Genomic DNA, 18338 nt, shown 5'->3' with positions numbered 1-18338 from the left:
ATACATAGCTATCTGTTAATTGAAGAAGGGAGTAGGTTAAATGAGAGTTACAAATAAAATGCTTTCAAATAATTTTTTAAGCGATATGAATACAAATTTGCAGAATCTGCAGACTATACAGAAGCAGATGTCAACAGGAAAACTATTCAGTAAGCCTTCTGATGATCCTTTCAGTGTAGCCAGATCAATGCAGCTGCACACAAATATTAATACAAATACAATGTACAATGCAAATATTAAGGATACAATAAACTGGCTGGATACAACGGATACAGCTTTAAAACAAACTGGAGATGTATTTCAAAGAGTAAGAGAATTGCTGGTTGGTTCAGGAAATGGAACCTACAGTCCATCAGAAAAGCAAAAAATAAAGGATGAAATAAATCAAAGAGTTTCACAGCTATCACAGATACTTAACACAAACTTTGATGGTAAATATATTTTTGGGGGAACCAGGGGAACTGTTAAGCCAACAGATGTACTAAATCCTTTTACTTCTAAAATAGATACAAGTACACTTCCAAGTGAAGTTTCAGTTTCAGGAGTTTTTACAGGTACTGAAACTACAAATTATACTTTTGATACTGACTTTACTTCCAACCCGCCAACATTAACTTTAGCAAGAAAGATTAGTACAGATGGCGGCGATACATGGAGCATAGCTACACATGATTCCCCATATAATTTGACAAAAGATGCAGATGGTAAAGGATATTATGCAACAGTTGATGATATGAAAATTTATCTTAATGGAAATACTAGTGGAAATGGATATACATTTACCGTAAATGTTGCAAATCATATTGGAAATACAAAGTTGGTTTATGCAAACAAGGATGGAAGTTCATTGAACCCAGCAGGTACTCAGGATGAAAAAAATCAGTTCGCTATGATCGGTACAGGCCTCCAGACAGAGGTTTCACAGGGTGTCACCATGAAATACAATGTAGGTGCTAATGAAGTATTGAGCTTCAAAAATGATAAAAATGCTGATGATGACGTAATGCAGTTATTTCAGAGAATAACAAACCACTTAGATGGAAAAAATGCAGATGGTACAGATCCTACAGCTACAGATCCGAATCCGACTACACAATTATCAGGAAAGGATTTAAAAGATTTGGATTCAGCCATAAGCAATTTACTTACATTACGTTCTCAGGTAGGAGCCAAACAAAACAGAATGGAAAGTGCTCAGACTCAAAATACAGATATGAATGCCAGTTTAACTGAGATTATGTCAAAAACAGAGGACATAGATATAACACAAAAAACTATGGAGTATGCCACAGCCCAAACTGTTTACCTGGCCTCACTGCAAACCAGTGCAAAGGTAATTTTACCCACACTAATGGACTACTTAAGATAGTTAAGAGTTATGAGTTAACAGTTAAGAGTAAAGGATATTTTTCAGCAAAGCTGAAAAATTAAATTTAAAGTTTTGCCCTAAAGGCAAAACATCATTCACTTATAACTTAAAACTCTAAACTTTTAACTGAAGAAGCTTTTAACTGGAGAAAGGGCGGTTAAAATGAAGTTAAGTACCAAGTACCACGGTATTAGAGAATACCAGCAAGAGGACATCATAACCTTTAATAAAGGAATCCCAGGCTTTGAAGGCTTGAGGAAATTTATATTATTTACTGTAGAAGATAATAATATTTTTAGTATATTACACTCCATTGAGGATGAGACTATAGGAATAATTTTAGTGTCACCATTTAATGTGGATAAAAATTATGAATTTAATTTAGATGATGAAATAGTAAGTTCTTTGAAAATTAATGACCCTTCACAGGTATTAGTGCTAAATACAGTGACTTTAAATTCTGATATAAAAAACATTACTGTTAACCTTAAAGCTCCTATTGTTATTAATAATGAATTAAAATTAGGAGAACAGGTAATATTAGATAATGAAAAATACCAGGTTAAACACCCATTATTTACTGAAAATAAAAAATAGTTTAAAGAGGTGTTTTGGAGGGATATAAATGCTTGTTATAGGAAGAAAAAAAGGAGAATCTATTCTCATAGGAGATGACATAGAAGTTACTATATTGAAGGTGGATGATGGAAATGTAAAAGTTGCCATATCAGCACCCAAAAATGTAGTGATTTTAAGAAAAGAGCTATATAAAGCTGTGGAAGAAGAAAACCAGCAGGCTGTGGTTAAGGACATATCATTAATAAAAAATTTAAAAAATAAATAGATGAGGTGTTATTCATGGAAGTAAGAGCAATAGGTCAAGGAGGACAAACTTCAGTTCCATTTAATTCACAAACACAAGGTAGTGATGGACAGGCTATAAAGACTAATACATCAAGTGATAATATTGTTGTTAACATAACCTCAAACGGAGTTGAACACAGAGCAATCAGAGAAAATGACTTAAAAAAGGCAGTTGACTCAGTTAACAAAAATTTAGGAAAAGACGATTCTCATATCGAGTACGAAATATATGGAAGATTCAAAGATATAACAATTAAGCTTGTCGATAACAAAACTAAAAAGGTTATTAAGGAGATGCCTCCTAAAAACATTATTGATATGGTGACAAAATTTTGTGAAATGGCAGGGCTTTTCCTGGATCAAAAAGCGTAATAACTAAGAACTAAGAAGTAAAGACTTAAAACTGTTAACTCTCAACTTTCAACTGAAAGAGGGTGGTTTAATGGAATTTAAATTAAATAAAATAGACAACGATTTAAGACAGAGGATTAATGATGTCACAAAAGAAGGTAAGGTCCATAACAAAAATAATATAAAGATACAAAACAAGGAAAATAAAAAAGGCAAAAAAGAGCAAATGGAATTTGCCAAACAGCTGAAAAAATATAGTGAAAAGAATAAATCTAATTTAACAGTAAAAGCAGAAAAAGTAGATGAAGTTGAAGTGGATGTATATCTTGAGAAGGACACTAAAAGTTCCATTAGGAAGGGACTTCTTTTAGATACTAAGAAGTAATAACTAAGTGCTAAGAACTTAAAACTTAAAACTTAAAACTCTAAACTTCCAACTGAAGAAGCTTTCAACTCTTAACTTACAACTGTAAAAGACTGTAGAAAAGGGTGGTTATAAAATGTATGGATCAAATGCCTATAATACCTATAAAAATAACAGTGTAAATTATGCTTCAAAAGAGCAGCTTCTATTAATGCTTGTAGAAGGAGCTGTTAAATTTGCTAAAATAGCCAGACAGGCAATAGCGGATAAGGATATAACAAAAGCACATGAAAATATAGTAAAAACCGAAAATATATATTATGAATTAATGGCCACATTAGATGTTACAAAAGGCGGAGAATGGGCACAAAAATTAATGAGCGTATATGAGTTTATTGTGAGAAGACTAACAGAAGCTAACTTGAAGAAGGATATCAAAATAATGGATGAGGTTATTCCATTAATTGAAGACATAAGAGATACCTGGACAGAAGCATATAAAATATCAAAAACAAATAAATGATAGCAAAAGAAAAGTGAGATAGAAAATGAATTGATAGTGAAATAAAAATGAATTGAAAATTTTTCCGCCAACGGCGGAAAATCCTCAACAACTTAAAACTAAAGAAGCTTTTAACTAGAGAGGACTTAAAACTTAAAACTCTAAACTTAAAACTGAAGAAGGTGGGTGATAAAATGAGCAGTATTGATAGTTCATATACAACGCCAACCGGCATGACAGGAGCCGGCGGCGGCAATATGCTTAGAATAACAGGTATGGCTACAGGCCTTGATGTAGATGCCATGGTAAAGAAAATGATGGCTGCAGAGCAGGTAAAGCTTGATAAGGCAAAACAGGCTCAGCAGACAATTCAATGGAAGCAGGATGCATATAAGGATATTATTAAGGACATAAAAGATTTGCAGAGCTCTTTTTTTGATTCAGCTAGTCCAGATAAAAATATTTTATCTCCAATGAATTTTTCTCCATTTACCGTAAGTGGAATAGGAGGAGTTGCATTGGATACATCAGTAGCAACTTTTACTCCAGGGGTTGGAGCTCAGACAGGAACATATTCAGTAACTGTTAAGCAATTGGCTGCAGGTGCAGGAGTAAATAACAGCTTATTGGCTGGTAAGACACTTAATACCAAATTAACTGATATAGATTCATCCTTGACCGGAAATATTCAACTGGTTTTAAATTCAGGAGGAAGCAGTGATATTACTGTTAGCTTAAATAATACTGGCAGTGCAACATTAGGAGATCTTATTAATGCAATTAACAATCAATCCAGTGGCAGCGTGAACGCGAAATTTAGCGAACTTACAGGTGAATTTAAATTAAGTAATACTATTACGGGGTCTTCATCTAAATTAACTATTAAAGCAGGGACAACGGCTAATCTTTCCAATATAGTTGGAACAGGGAACAGTGCATTTAATATTGAAACCAGTGCTGCTACCACAAGTGATATATCCTTAATTGCTGGTGCGGAATTAGATAATACTTTAACTGGGAAAATAGCTTTAACACAGCTTAGTGATATAAATGCATCATTGACAGATGCAAGTACTTTGATATTAAATACAGGTACAGGAGACATAAATGTAAATATTGCAGCTAATTCAAACATACAGGGCCTTGTTGATGCAATAAATACACAAGCAAGTGGAAGTGTAACAGCTAAATTTGATTCTGCAACTAATGTTATAAGCTTAAAAGCAAATTCCGATACTGCAAGTCTAAAAATAGCAAAAGGAAGTACTTCCGGGCTTTTTAGCGTATTTGGACTGACTTCTGGTGATGGCACAACTCAAGTTGGAAACAATGCCGATGTAACAATTACAGCAGGAGGAAGTACAGTTCATTTTGCTGATGCTGGTGGAGACCAGCCAGGAAAGTCTTCTAATAATTTTACCATAGATGGAATAACATATACTTTATCAAGCGTTAGCCCTAATAATGGCACCACTCCTACTGTGGCAAATGTGGGTAATGATGCTGGTAAGGTATATGATAAAATCAAAAATCTTATAGATAAATATAATACCATTGTAGATGGAATTCAGACAAAACTTACAGAAAAGCCTGATTCAAATTATAAACCTTTGACTGATGCACAGAAATCTTCTATGAGTGAATCACAAATTACAGCCTGGGAAAACAAAGCTAAAGCAGGAGTTCTTAGAAATGATAATAACCTTCAGACTTTACTTAATGATTTAAAAACTGCATTTAGCACAGCAGTGAATAATACTGGGATTTCAATAGGAAGGTACGGAAGTAATAGTTTTGGGATAGATACTGCAGATTATTCCAATATTACTAATCCTAATCATATTTATATAGTAGATGAATCCAAATTCAAAGACGCTATTTCAACTAAAGGTGATCAAATACTAAAAATATTTACAAATATATCTTCTAATACTGATGCTGATAAAAGTAAAATATACGATAATACAAAAATACAATATCAAGAAGATGGAATTTTTACAAGAATTAATAAGATACTTCAAAAAAATGTTGGATTTACAAACACAACTTTTAATAGTGCGGTTTTAACTTCTTATGCAAATACACAATATGATTATAGCAGAACTGGAAGTGCAAGCAAGAACACATTACCAGATCAATTATATGAACAGCAGCTTATGATAAAGAAAATAACTGATGAAATGAGTACTAAACAGGAAAAATATTATATGCAGTTTTCACAGCTTGAAACTGCCATGAATCGACTTAATGCACAGCAAGCGATGCTGTCTTCAATGATTTCTGGTTAGGAGTAAATCATATGAATGAAGACTTAAGAGATATATTGGTTAAATATAAAGAATGTACTTTGAAAATTATAGAGGTTATTGAGAATGATAATATTGAATCATTACAAAAATTAATTGATCGCAGGCAAAATTTATTAGAAGAAGCATCAAATATTAACAATAAAAAAGGACAATTAAAGCAAATATATGAAGAACTTAATTTAGATGAAATTCAAAGTGAATTAAACATTTTAATGACAAAGAAACTTGCCTATATAAAAAATGAAATGAATAAAATAGCTAAAAGTAAAACTGCAAACAACATGTATAATAAGGGGAATAACAATGGTGCCAAAATATTCAGCAAAAAAATATAAAAAGCTATAAAGTAATTTTGAGTTATTGCGATAAGTATAATATAATCATAAATCAAATAAGCCGGCCAGCTTAAAACAATAACAAAGTTAAAACGGGGACACAAAGAATTCTAAAGGGGACATAACTTTAGATGTGCCCCCAACAAAAAACAGTGGAACAAGGATGTCCACTTTAAAAATCAAGGAGGAATTTTATTATGATAATCAATCACAACATGGGAGCTTTAAATGCTAACAGGATGATGAACATTAACTCAAGCAATGCAAGTAAATCAATGGAGAAACTATCTTCAGGTCTTAGAATAAATAGGGCTGGTGATGATGCAGCAGGACTTGCTATATCAGAAAAAATGAGAGGCCAAATTAGGGGCCTTGACCAGGCTGCAGCTAATTCTCAGGATGGTATATCATTAATACAAACTGCTGAAGGTGCTTTAAATGAAACTCACTCAATTCTTCAAAGAATGAGAGAATTAGCAGTACAATCTTCTACAGATACAAATGTAGGAGCAGACAGAAAATCTATCCAAGATGAAATGAATCAATTAACTTCAGAAATTGATAGAATTTCAAGTACAACTGAATTCAATACTCAAAGCTTATTAAATGGTGGATTTGATGGTACATTCCAAATAGGTGCCAATGAAACACAGACTGTTAATTTAAAAATTGGGAAAATGGATACTGCAAGCTTAGGATTAACCACAACAAACTCAATGGAAAGTATAAAGCTTACAGCTAATAGTAATCTAAAGGATGGAGTTTATACAGTAAAAGGAACAAATCTTTTGGATGTTCAAGGGAATACAGTTGGTACAACAGATGGAACTAAAATAACAGTAAACGGTCAAGATACAACTTTTGTTACATCTAAACTTGGTGAAGGAGCTATACTAACAGTAAATGCTGGAACAGCTGATGTCAAAAATACAATGACTGGAAACGCATTGAAATTAGCTCCTGGAAATTACGAAGTTAAGGGAACAGATCTTATTAAAGATAATAAGATAGTTGGAACAGTTGCTGATAAAGCATCAGTAACTGTTGATGGCGTTACTGCAACAGAGGCAGAACTAGGATTCGCTGTTGGTCAGTTAACAACTGGTGCTAAATTTACTATTAATGGCACAGATGTATCTACAAGGGTAAATGCAGAAGGTAGTATTACTTCTATAAATAAGGCAATTGAGACAGTATCAACTGAAAGAAGTAAACTTGGAGCTATGCAAAACAGATTAGAGCACACAATAGCTAACTTAGGAACTTCAAGTGAAAACTTAACATCAGCTGAATCAAGAATTAGAGACGTAGACATGGCAAAAGAAATGTCAACATTCTCAAAGAACAATATTCTTAGCCAAGCTGCTCAGGCTATGTTGGCTCAAGCAAATACTCAACCACAGCAGGTTTTGCAGTTACTTAGATAAGGGTATTTGAGGGCCTCTTAAAGAGTAATCTTTAAGCACACATTGGGTGGATTGCTGGAACTTCCTTAAGCTGTTTCTCTACAACGGAGTTCGAAAGGACAGACGTGAATGGTTGAAAAGTAAACAGATTGGATAATCAGCAGCCGAGCTCCTGTACCGAAAGGTTGGAGAAGGTTCAACGACTAAGGCGTACCATCTAAAACATAAGTCATGATGATGAGGCCTGTAGGGATGAGGTTTCCCGAAGTACCCAACCCCAAAATTAGTTAAAAGTTAAAGGTTGGAAGTGCAGAGTTAAATTCATGCAACTAATTTTACGCATAGATTAAGTTTGGCGAAGCTGAATTTTAACTGTTAACTATTAATTATTAACTTTCAACTGAACAAGGGTGAAGATATAGTCTGGCAGTGATTAAAAGGTCATTGATGAAACGCAAGCAAATCAACAACCTCAACAAGTTCTTCAGTTATTAAGATAATTGATAAACTTATAAAAGTAATTTTAAGGAGTCAGGGTGAAAACTCTGGCTCTTTTTAAAAAATGGAATAGAGGTAAAAACATTATACTTACTTTAATAAACACTAAAATAATGTGATTGGGGATAGGATTTCATGGATAACAAAGAGGAAACGATATCTGAAATATTAAATGCAAAAAATATGATTAAAATGTTAAGTGATGAAATAGGTGATCTTGAGGAACGTGTTTGTAATGGATCAATTAGTAATGAAGATGCTAGTAAATATGCTAAATCATGGACAGATGCTATTAAACGTAATTATTCAGAAATAGATTCGTTGAAAAAAGAATTATTTAAGTAAAAAGCGAGGCAGGCCTTCGCAATTAGCAAGTGGGTCGTCAGCATCCTACTAAGAGCAAGTGGGCTGCAAGCATCTCACTAGGGTAACTGTGACTTGGGAAAAATAGTAAGTAAGAGGGATAACTATGGATATAGCAGCATTATCAATGGTAATGAGTCAATCTATATAATTTCATTTAGTAAATCACTATTTAAACGAGCAAGAATACTGACGTTTCTACAGTTTTTTGAGAAGCTGCATAGCTGATTTACTTTAAAATCTATTTAGAGTAAAACAATCAGTTGGTATAGCTTTAATGAAGAAGGTTATGGATATTGCAGAGCAAAATGCAATACAGATGACAGAAATGATGAAAAATAATATTGCAGCAGATCCTAATCTAGGACAGCATTTAGATGTAATGGCATAATGGATGTATGAAAAACAAGAACCTAAACATGAGTTGGGGTAAAAACTGCAGTGGGTCACTATAGGCAGAATATATTAGATATAATTGCAAAAAAACTGATGCAAATAAACCAACCAGTAGAACAGGCTAAACAGGAGAACCTATTTTAATACCTGAAACCTATAAGAGTGTATGCAAAGTCTTGGCAAATTTGAGGCTTACTAACAATTGAACATAGGGTATATAGAATGTAAATTTAATTAGAAGCAAAATAAAGACAAGCAGAAATAGTCTGTTGCCACATCCAATTTCTGTAAGAACTAGCTGGAAAGCGGCAATAATAACTGAAAACAAGCATGATGGTAATATAAGAGCAAATTTAGCTAATCATTCGCAAAGATAATAAAGATATAAAATTTAAACTAAAGACTGTTTTTATAGTCCACAAACAAATAATAATGTATCTCTAAAATTATATAATACATTTTTAATGTTAGAAGGTTGGATTTTAATGAACACTGAACATGATAGTCCAAAATTAAATATCATAGATGATAATTGGTTTTCTTATGATTATTACAAGAAATTAGTTGATAAATACATGGAAATGGATTCTAGAGAAATTAATTTTCAAAATCGTATTGTCATCCCATTTTTAGAGGAATTGTTTACTAGCACTGATATAATGATTGTTGATGTTTCAACACAATATGATAATAGAAATTCAAAAATTCATAATAATTCTCAATATAAAGGCTCTAATGCCGCCCCTCCAGATTTACTAATAGCAAGAAATTGGAAATTAGATAATTTAAATAATACAGTAGATTATTTAGCGGCTATTGAAATTAAATCGCCCAAGCTAGATTCTATATACAATAAAGAAATGGGAAATTATAATCCACGTACAATAAAAGAGCTAAAATCACATTTATCTAAAAATTCAAGGGTGATACTAACTGATTGTATCAGATGGCAGTTTTTTGAAAGAGGATGTGCATCAGATCCAATACCACCCATTGACTTATTCGATGAAAATAAAAAATGGAAAACAAAAATTGTAAAAAACGATGGGATTTTAATAGAACAATCACAATTCGATTCCACAAGAAAAGATGATCCTGATGAATGGAAGCTGTTGTGTAAGTATATACTTAAATTTTCAACTGAAAAGAACCATTAAGTAAGTGGGCTGCAAGTATCCCACTAAGGGTAACTGTGACTTAGGAAAAATAGTAAGCGTGGGAGATAACTATGGATATAGTAGCACTTTCAATAATAATGAGTCAATCAAGAGCAAAAGAATCAGTTGGTATAGCTTTAATGAAGAAGGTTATGGATATTGGATAGGAAAATGCAGCACAGATGACAGAAATGATGAAAAATAACGCTGCAGCAGATCCTAATCCAAGGTAGCATTTGGATGCAATGGTATAATGATAAATTTAAATTAAATGTTATTATTTTTCATCCTTCTTATTTTATCTACTACTCCCCAATATGGTCTTTTGAGAGCTTCAGAAATTTCTTTAATAGAAATCCCATTTTTCTTTGAATTTAAAATAAATAACTCCTCTTCTTTTGTGTAGTTATTATTTGTAACTTCTTCTTTCCAAAAATTAATATTTTCCCAGCCCTGTTTTTTTAATGCGGCTCTTTTTTTCTCAAATCTTCCTACCAGATCTATTTTATAATTCATACACAAAACTTCTGAAACATGTGGTTTTATAACATCAATAAAGTTTATAATATCTTCCTTTTTATTTATTTCAAGTATGCATTTTTTACCGTCCTTCCTATATTTTATTTTTGTTTTAATTCCAAAACAATTATATAAATGATCCATTATTATATTATTCTCATCCTCTGAAAAGCTCAATGTATATAATGAAATCCTTGGAAAGATGTATATAGAGCCTTTTTTTCGCTTTGAAGAGTCAATAACCAATGTGCCGTCATCCATATAAAAACAAGCTAATCCTATAGGGTGGTTCAGTAATTTTATATTTTCTTCTGTAATAGTTTTTATACCATTTATATAAAACATAGAATATAGCTTGGTGAAAAAAATGTTGCTATGGGAACATAGCTTGGCATATTTACAGTTTGTAAGTAATCTGAAATCTAAGTTTTTCAGTTTTTCAGCCTTCCATAACCTATATTGGATTTGTTCATCACATCCATGTTCTCTATAATAAGCATTTTTGCTCCTGCCATACATTGCAAGACTTCCATCTCCTAAAAGACTTCCTACAATAATATTTTGCTCAATATCTGTAACTTTGTATATTTTATTACTATAATTGTTAATCATTTTTACCTCATATATTATAAACTCTTTACTTATTACTTATTATTTCAAATTTATAATATAATTAAGCATGATTCCAAAATAAAAATAATATACTCATGAATATTGTGTTACGGCGAAGCAGCCATTAACAGCATTGTTGAAACTACAAAAGCAGCAATATAAGCTTTCAAGATTTTTTATGTGAGATTATATTTGAAACTTACATTAAAGTCATTATTTTTAACATTATGTCTGTATTAGTTGTAAAATGTAAAATTTTATGATATATTTATATTATACTAAATAATTCAATTAGTTGAATTATCTTCTTATATGGTAAAATAAATTAAATAGATTTATTACTCAATTTGTAAAATGCAATTTGAGTATTTTTTTAAAGTTATGCGGTAATTGTTTCTATAAATGTATATAACTTGTCGACTATTTAGATAATGTGTCGAACATAACATAATATCAAAAGTTAAAATGAGAGAGGAGAGATAATATGGAATTAAAGGACAAGCTTGAAGCATTGGCCGAAAAAGCAGAAAAATTGGTTGACCAAATAAAAACTGAAGAGGCCACAAAACAATCACTTATCTTACCATTTTTTCAATTGTTGGGGTATGATGTTTTTAATCCATTAGAATTTTGCCCTGAATTTGATGCTGACTTTGGAGTTAAAAAAGGCGAAAAAGTTGATTATGCTATTTTGTTAGAGGATACTCCTATAATCTTAATAGAAGCTAAAGCGTGCAATGATAATTTAGAAAAACATGGTTCTCAGTTATTTAGATATTTTTCAACAACATCTGCAAAGTTTGGTGTTCTTACCAATGGAATTGTTTATAAATTTTATACCGATTTAGATGAGGCTAATAAAATGGATGAAAAGCCATTCTTTGAGTTGAATTTATTCGATTTAAAAGATCCTGCAATTGAATATCTGAAAAATTTTCATAAAGATGTATTAGATATAAATAATATAGTAAGCACTGCATCTGATTTAAAATATACAAGTTTAGTAAAGGAGTACCTAAAATCACAATTACTTTCTCCATCTGAAGATTTTGCAAACTATTTATTAAGTAAAGTCTACGATGGAAGAAGAACTTCAACAGTTGTAGAAAAGTTTATACCAATAGTAAAGAAATCCTTTAATCAATTTATTAATGATACAATGAGTGAAAAATTTAAAGAAACATTAAAGAGCACAAATCCTTCAAATTCAGATGATGCACCTGTAGATAATGCTAATGGTGAAATAGCAGCTGATGAGAATGTTAATAAAATTGTTACCACAGCCGAAGAGCTGGAAGCCTTCGCAATAATAAAATCCATACTGCGTCATGATGTAGATTTAAAAAATATAACTTATAAAGACACTGAATCTTATTTTGGAATACTTTACAATAATAATACAAGAAAGTGGATATGCAGGCTTTCCCTGGGTTCAAGGAAATCTTTAATATTACCTAACGATGATAAAAGCAGAAGTAAAATCAATTTGGAAAGTTTAGATGATTTATACACATATGATAAAGAATTAATTGAAACTGCAAAAAGATTTGAGTCATAAGGTGACTGTGACTTGGGAAAAATAGTAAGCAGGGGGAATAACTATGGACATAGCAGCATTATCAATGGTAATGAGTCAATCAAGGGTAAAAGAATCAGTTGGTATAGCTTTAATGAAGAAGGCTATGGATATTGGAGAACAAAATGCAGCACAGATGACAGAAATGATGAAAAATAATGTTGCAGCAGATCCTAATCTAGGGCAGCATTTGGATGTAATGGCATAATGATAATGGAATAATTAAATAAAATGTAATTTAGGAGGAGGAATAGGTAATATAAGATACATAAAAGCAACTATTAAACAGGTAACTGATAAGGATGGTTTGAAAGTTATATTAGAAGGCGTAGAAGGATTCATATTAAAATGCAAAAATTATGAAAAAGAAATTAAACTTCTTAAAAATGAAGGAATTCAAGAGGATAAGGATAGAAATATATTTATAAGTTATGATACAAATGATGCAGCCGCTACAGTTAATAGTTTCGTTATAACGGCTAAACCTTTTTACCTGGAAGATGCTGATAAAGAATTTTCTGTAAAAGAAGGAATAAGAAATTTAATAAATAATATTTTTAATTCTGGAACTATATGTATTTTTGGAGTTGATTATAAAGGTACAGATGGCACAATAACTGCTGTAAGAAAGTGTGATTAATTATGGAAACATATAAGCCTAAATGGCCCAAGACTGTTATGTTTTGGGGAGCAGGAGCAACTGCTGCACTTGGATTTAAAACTACAGTGCAAATTGGAAACTTTTTTATGGAGTTGTGTAAAAGTTGTGATGAAAACAGTAAAATTAGTATAGGGGAAGTATTCAATAAAGTTACACATGATAAAGCTATAGATAAAAGTCTTGAGAATTTGTTCAAGTTTTTGGATACATCTATAGATATTAACGATATAGAGACAGAGATAAGGCAGGAATTTAATGTTAATGGTGATAAGAGGGTAAAAGAACTTAGAGAATACTATGACTGGAATTCTTTAAGAAAAATAATGAAGATTTGCCCTAATTACAAGGTAGGCAGGATGAAGATTCAGGATTTATTCAACATTATAGACATGCATATCTCAGAAAAAGAGGGCTTTTATGTAAATGACCATGGTGAAGAACAATTTTTGCCGCTGCAAAATATTATAAAATCTAGAAATACGCTAGTAATGATGACAACTCTTATTCATTCCTTAAATTATCATTTTAATCTGTTGAAAAATAAAAACCTAATAAAACCATATTATGATTTTGCACTTTGTCTTGGAAAGTTAATGCAAAAGGATGGAATTGATGCCTATAATAGGGGATATAAAACTGATTCCAGAGAATTTTATATGTTTGATTATTCTGTTATATCACTGAATTGGGATCCCATTCTGCTATGGATGATATTTAATGCTAATAGAGATTTGAATAATTCTTCTAATGTACCATATATAGGCTCACCTGCAGTTCCTATGAAATTATTTAATGATATGGGCAATTTTATGGCTGTTAGAAAAATTGATTCTGAAGATCAGGATATTTGGTATCCTCTTAATGAGACTGTAGTACAGAGGTTAAATGATCATGAACATAAAACTGATAGAAGGGTTAGAATTGGAAAGTTTTATTTTCCGCATGGATCTTCTAATTGGAGAGAATGCCCTAATTGTGGTAAACTTTTTATGTACCTAGGTAATGAATGGGATACACATTCTAAGTCGCTTTTTCCACCTCAGCTTATACCAAAATTATCTTTTGGTTTTGTTAGATGGATAAGCGCCCCAGGGGTGTAAAAAATGGAAAATGGGTAATAATCAAGAATAAGAAAATAAAAGGGGTCTTGATTATGCCAACTAAAAAAAGAAAATGGTATCCTGGAGCAAGTTATCATATTACAGCTAGAGGAAATCATAGGAATGATATATTTAATGATGAACAAGATTTTTCATATTATTTAACATTGATAAAAGAAGCAATGAAATATTATGAATATGATAAATATGAAGTAATATGTTACTGTTTAATGGATAACCATGTACATATATTAATAAAAACAGAAGATAAACCGGCAGGACAATTTATTGGGAGAGTAAATAGTAGATATGCAACATACTATAATAAAAAATATAATTACATTGGGCACTTGTTCCAAGGTAGATATTTTGCAGAACTTATAGAATCAGATTCTCAGATGCTTGAAACAAGCAGGTATATACATTTGAACCCAGTTAGAGCGAAAATGGTTGAAAAGCCTGAGATTTATGAATGGAGCAGTTATTCAATGTATATTGGTAATCAAAAAGAAAATTTAATTTGTAGTGGACGATTATTATCTTATTTTAACAGTAAAAATAGGGAATTATATAAAAAATATGTGGAGTCCGCAATTAGTTTTGACAGTGTCGGTAATGTCGACATTTTAGGGCGATAGAGTAGAAATATGTTTTTAATGCATAATGTAATTCTCTAAGAAACGGGTTATAATATAGGGGGAAACGGTTAAAGTTATGAATCCAAGAGTAAAAAAGTAGGAAGAGAGCAAATTATATAGATTATTATTTTGAAATATACGTATGACTTTGCTCTTTCAGGCAAGTAACACATGCGTGTATAATTATAAAATATGCTATATAGTAAATAATGTATCCAAAAGTTGAGGGTGTTTTAAATTATGAATGAAAATGGTAGTATTCATTATTATATTTCTCCTGTCCATAATACCTCTATTAAAGATTTAAATTTAGATATAATAAGGGATTATTTTCTTAAATATAATACTTTTGATTTATATGAAGAAGATAAATCTGCTTTTAGTTAAGTATATGGAAAACATGAGATATATTGATCAACTGGGACGGGGAATTCCAATGATAATAAAGACTATGAAAGATAATGGAGCTAAAGAGCCTATGCTTAAAGAATTAGGGGAAGAATTCATATTAACTATTTATAGACAGTAGCCCCATTTGGGTAACTGTGACCTATCTAAATGGTTATTTTTATAAATATCTAATTTAATATAGTTAATAATTTGTGGAGGAAAAGCTAATATCAGATTTAAATGATTTTCTACAGAAAAAACTTGAGGAAAAAACTAAAAAAGAGTTTAATGCTGAGGAAGAAAAGAAAAAATGGATTAATAGTGTTAATGAAATTGTTAGTAACATAAAAAGCTGGCTGGATGAACCAGTTAAAAATAAATTAGTAGAAGTAACAGATGAGGAAATTGAAATCAATGAGGAACTTTTAGGAAAGTATAAAATTAAATCCCTTATTATTAGAAGTTTATGGGACACTATTTATATTAGACCTATAGGAAGAATGATTTTAGGTGCAGTTGGAAGAATAGATATATTATCTACAAAAGGGAAATATTCAATATTGCTAACTATAGATAATGGTTGGATAGTTAAAGTAGATGGAGTTTATAAAGCTTTTGATGAAGAAGTATTTTCTGAAATTTTGAAAGTGATGATGGCATGAATAAGCTAGAAGAAATAATGCAATGGTATAAGTTAACTATTGAAAGTCAAAGAATTACTTCAAAAATATTAAATTCTTCACCAGAGATTGTGCCATTAGATAGTTCATTAGCTGAATATACGTTAAATGATGCTAAAGAAATTTTATTGAAAGCGGAAAATGAATTAAATGATTTAACAGTATTATCTTTAGTATCTGTCTTTGAACAATTAATATTAGATTATTTAAAGAACTTAGGTAAAGAGACTGTTGAAAAAGAAGAAGAAATATTATCAAAATCAGTTCTAAAATATGCTTTAAAAAATAGTGTAACTATTCAGTTACCCTAAAAAGTATATAAAAAAGCACCTTACTTTCAAATTCTTATGCATCTGACAGTAAGGTGTTAATATTAATTTTAGGTTCACCAAAAAAAGGTACTTCGTTCCTTTTTAAACGGAGCTTTTACGTCAAAGTTGGATCAAATTGATTCACTGTAAATGTTGATTTTATGCAATCCAAGGCATTTTTGCCTTGTTTTCTTACAGTAGATACATATCCACGGATTCTAGTAAAAGCGTTAGCTCTAGCAGAACTTCTAAAGGTGCCTGAAATCTTTTGCTTAACTTTAGCCATACGTAAATCACGTTCTGCTAAGTTATTATCAAAAGGTATATCAAAGTCATACATGAAAGCAAGTATTTGTTCCTTATAGCCATTTAATCTATTGAGTAAATTAAGACTGGCACTTTTCTTTACCTTCTTTTTAGAATATAATTCAATGTTTTTAGCATAGTCTTCATCAATGCCAGCTTTAAGTATTTTATCATACTTAGATTCAAAATCCTGAATTTTATCTAAAGGTAAAGCATTTTGTTTGTTATTAGCTAAATCTACTTCTTTTTTTATATCTAACAATAGATTTTTCATTGGCTTTGCCCAATTTTGACCTTGTAATTCAGTTATACCATTCAATTCTCTTAATATATGAGCATTACATAGAGCATGATTGCAGTTAGTATACTTAAAATAAGTTTTAAAACCATCATGGACTGCCGTCCCAGTAAAGTTTGGAAGTATTGTAATATCATCAATAGCCTTTTTACCACGCTTTTCATGGCATTCATAATATGTAAGATTTTCATTAGAAGCAACATGAAGCCACTGGCGTTTTTTATCTATATAAATACCAGTTTCATCAAAATGAACTGCTCCTGTAGATGAGGTAAGGCTATTTCTAATCCTATTTGTTATAGCTTGTAAATTATCATGACAGTCTTGATTGAAGGTTACCATACTACCTTGACTTAAATGATGGTTAAATAAATCCTCAATGAGTTCAACAGCACGTTTATACGGAATCAATTGATATTGAGTTAAGTAAACAGCTATCGCTTTCAGGCGTTCTCCATATTGAACTGTATTCTTTATTTCTTCTGGAAAAGCAGCTGTATTTTTACTTTTACAATGAGGACATATTTTAACTTCTGCTCTATGCTCTACAATTTTAACTTTTACATCTGGTATATCTATAATTTGACGAACAATATATCTTTCAGGAGGTACATCCTTTAGGGATGCTCCGCATTCAGTACAGAATTCAACATTGTGAATTTCAATTTCATCAGGAGTATCATGTAAACACAATGTTGCTCCTTCATGACCCCTTTGACCGCCAGGTTTTTTACCTGATTTTGTTCTTAAACTTTTAGTCTTCTTTTTAAAGCCATCTGACGATGGAGGTTTACTGCTATTACTACTGTTTTTGTTGACTTGGCTTTCTAATGATTTTACACGCTCGTTTAGAGCCTTATTCTCTTTAGAAAGTGTTTCTACTTGAGATTGTAGTTCTTTAATTTGATTTGATAATTCTTTAATAACACCTATAACCTGAGATACACCTTGATTGTAAATCTCGATGATTTGGCCTTCACTCACGATGTGTCACCACCTTATCATTAGTTTTTGCAAGACAGGCTTTATGATACCAAAAAATAATGATAAATGGAAGGCTTTTTTTCAATAAATTAATAATAACAGTAAATTTAAATTATTTTAATAGCTGAATAGTTACAAAATAGTGATAGATGGCATTTTAAAAATATTTTAGATATATTTAAAAGCGTTCTGGATGCTGAATTAGTTGGTAGTGTTAAACAAGTTTATGACTATAGAAATTGGGTAGCACATGGAAGGAGAGAAGCAATCTCAGTTATAAAAGTAGATCCGGAAACAGCACATGATAGACTAAATGAATTTTTAGGCAGATTATAAATGTTTTTTTTGG

23 protein-coding genes and 1 pseudogene are annotated in these 18338 nt (G+C 31.1%); 22 read left to right on the top strand and 2 right to left on the bottom strand.

The window, feature by feature from the left end; translation table 11 throughout:
* Positions 1-40 precede the first annotated feature (40 nt).
* From flgL to EQM05_RS09830, 13 genes and pseudogenes are all read left to right on the top strand, one after another.
* Entirely contained in the window at positions 41-1369 is a 1329-nt protein-coding gene (gene flgL / locus EQM05_RS09890) for a flagellar hook-associated protein FlgL (RefSeq protein ID WP_128749891.1), read from the top strand.
* A gap of 162 nt (positions 1370-1531) precedes the next feature.
* Positions 1532-1966 carry a flagellar assembly protein FliW gene (gene fliW, locus EQM05_RS09885; RefSeq protein ID WP_128749890.1) on the top strand — a complete coding sequence of 145 codons (435 nt, stop codon included), beginning with the start codon at positions 1532-1534 and terminating at the stop codon, positions 1964-1966.
* A gap of 28 nt (positions 1967-1994) precedes the next feature.
* Positions 1995-2213, top strand: coding sequence for a carbon storage regulator CsrA (gene csrA, locus EQM05_RS09880; RefSeq protein ID WP_128749889.1), 219 nt, complete (start codon positions 1995-1997; stop codon positions 2211-2213).
* A gap of 14 nt (positions 2214-2227) precedes the next feature.
* Entirely contained in the window at positions 2228-2605 is a 378-nt protein-coding gene (locus EQM05_RS09875; RefSeq protein ID WP_128749888.1) for a flagellar protein FlaG, read from the top strand.
* Between the two features lie 70 nt (positions 2606-2675).
* Positions 2676-2969: a hypothetical protein gene (locus EQM05_RS09870; RefSeq protein WP_128749887.1), complete on the top strand. Its 294-nt coding sequence runs from the start codon at positions 2676-2678 to the stop codon at positions 2967-2969.
* A gap of 115 nt (positions 2970-3084) precedes the next feature.
* Entirely contained in the window at positions 3085-3471 is a 387-nt protein-coding gene (gene fliS, locus EQM05_RS09865) for a flagellar export chaperone FliS (RefSeq protein ID WP_128749886.1), read from the top strand.
* A gap of 173 nt (positions 3472-3644) precedes the next feature.
* Complete coding sequence (gene fliD, locus EQM05_RS09860; RefSeq protein ID WP_128749885.1) at positions 3645-5738, top strand: flagellar filament capping protein FliD; 2094 nt, start codon at positions 3645-3647, stop codon at positions 5736-5738.
* A gap of 11 nt (positions 5739-5749) precedes the next feature.
* The gene (locus EQM05_RS09855) at positions 5750-6094 is read left to right on the top strand and encodes a flagellar protein FliT (RefSeq protein WP_128749884.1); all 345 of its coding nucleotides are present in this window, start codon (positions 5750-5752) and stop codon (positions 6092-6094) included.
* Between the two features lie 197 nt (positions 6095-6291).
* Entirely contained in the window at positions 6292-7521 is a 1230-nt protein-coding gene (locus tag EQM05_RS09850; RefSeq protein WP_128749883.1) for a flagellin, read from the top strand.
* A 612-nt stretch (positions 7522-8133) separates the two neighbouring features.
* Entirely contained in the window at positions 8134-8343 is a 210-nt protein-coding gene (locus tag EQM05_RS09845) for a hypothetical protein (RefSeq protein WP_128749882.1), read from the top strand.
* Between the two features lie 277 nt (positions 8344-8620).
* Positions 8621-8752: pseudogene (locus tag EQM05_RS09840) on the top strand (YjfB family protein); the annotation flags it as partial.
* A gap of 490 nt (positions 8753-9242) precedes the next feature.
* Complete coding sequence (locus EQM05_RS09835) at positions 9243-9914, top strand: hypothetical protein (protein WP_128749880.1); 672 nt, start codon at positions 9243-9245, stop codon at positions 9912-9914.
* 71 nt (positions 9915-9985) lie between these two features.
* Positions 9986-10081 (top strand): YjfB family protein, encoded by a 96-nt coding sequence (locus tag EQM05_RS09830; protein ID WP_128749879.1) that lies wholly within the window; start codon positions 9986-9988, stop codon positions 10079-10081.
* Between the two features lie 100 nt (positions 10082-10181).
* On the opposite strand, the gene EQM05_RS09825 is transcribed toward EQM05_RS09830, so the two are convergent.
* On the bottom strand, positions 10182-11045 hold the full coding sequence (locus EQM05_RS09825) for an endonuclease (RefSeq protein WP_128749878.1): 864 nt from the start codon (positions 11043-11045) through the stop codon (positions 10182-10184).
* Between the two features lie 484 nt (positions 11046-11529).
* Here EQM05_RS09825 and EQM05_RS09820 point away from each other — a divergent pair, with 484 nt between their 5' ends.
* From EQM05_RS09820 to EQM05_RS09785, 9 genes are all read left to right on the top strand, one after another.
* Positions 11530-12603 carry a type I restriction endonuclease gene (locus tag EQM05_RS09820; RefSeq protein ID WP_128749877.1) on the top strand — a complete coding sequence of 358 codons (1074 nt, stop codon included), beginning with the start codon at positions 11530-11532 and terminating at the stop codon, positions 12601-12603.
* A 43-nt stretch (positions 12604-12646) separates the two neighbouring features.
* Positions 12647-12829 carry a YjfB family protein gene (locus EQM05_RS09815; RefSeq protein WP_128749876.1) on the top strand — a complete coding sequence of 61 codons (183 nt, stop codon included), beginning with the start codon at positions 12647-12649 and terminating at the stop codon, positions 12827-12829.
* Positions 12830-12928: 99 nt separating this feature from the next.
* Complete coding sequence (locus tag EQM05_RS09810) at positions 12929-13261, top strand: hypothetical protein (RefSeq protein ID WP_128749875.1); 333 nt, start codon at positions 12929-12931, stop codon at positions 13259-13261.
* 2 nt (positions 13262-13263) lie between these two features.
* Positions 13264-14382 (top strand): hypothetical protein, encoded by a 1119-nt coding sequence (locus EQM05_RS09805; protein WP_128749874.1) that lies wholly within the window; start codon positions 13264-13266, stop codon positions 14380-14382.
* Positions 14383-14435: 53 nt separating this feature from the next.
* Positions 14436-15020 (top strand): transposase, encoded by a 585-nt coding sequence (locus EQM05_RS09800; protein WP_128749873.1) that lies wholly within the window; start codon positions 14436-14438, stop codon positions 15018-15020.
* Positions 15021-15260: 240 nt separating this feature from the next.
* Positions 15261-15407: a hypothetical protein gene (locus EQM05_RS16210; RefSeq protein WP_243108039.1), complete on the top strand. Its 147-nt coding sequence runs from the start codon at positions 15261-15263 to the stop codon at positions 15405-15407.
* Positions 15379-15549 (top strand): ATP-binding protein, encoded by a 171-nt coding sequence (locus EQM05_RS16205; protein ID WP_243108038.1) that lies wholly within the window; start codon positions 15379-15381, stop codon positions 15547-15549. The genes EQM05_RS16210 and EQM05_RS16205 overlap by 29 nt, the downstream gene beginning before the upstream one ends.
* 73 nt (positions 15550-15622) lie before the next feature.
* Positions 15623-16072, top strand: coding sequence for a hypothetical protein (locus EQM05_RS09790; protein WP_128749872.1), 450 nt, complete (start codon positions 15623-15625; stop codon positions 16070-16072).
* Positions 16069-16401 carry a hypothetical protein gene (locus EQM05_RS09785; RefSeq protein ID WP_128749871.1) on the top strand — a complete coding sequence of 111 codons (333 nt, stop codon included), beginning with the start codon at positions 16069-16071 and terminating at the stop codon, positions 16399-16401. Before EQM05_RS09790 ends, EQM05_RS09785 begins: the two co-directional genes overlap by 4 nt.
* 115 nt (positions 16402-16516) lie before the next feature.
* Here the strand turns inward: EQM05_RS09785 and EQM05_RS09780 are convergent, their stop codons facing one another.
* Positions 16517-17989 (bottom strand): IS66 family transposase, encoded by a 1473-nt coding sequence (locus tag EQM05_RS09780; RefSeq protein ID WP_128749870.1) that lies wholly within the window; start codon positions 17987-17989, stop codon positions 16517-16519.
* Positions 17990-18338 lie beyond the last annotated feature (349 nt).

This window comes from Clostridium sp. JN-9 (assembly GCF_004103695.1).
Lineage (GTDB): Bacteria > Bacillota > Clostridia > Clostridiales > Clostridiaceae > JN-9.
The sequence above is the reverse complement of the archived record's forward strand: the minus strand, read 5'-3'. Positions and strand labels throughout refer to the sequence as shown.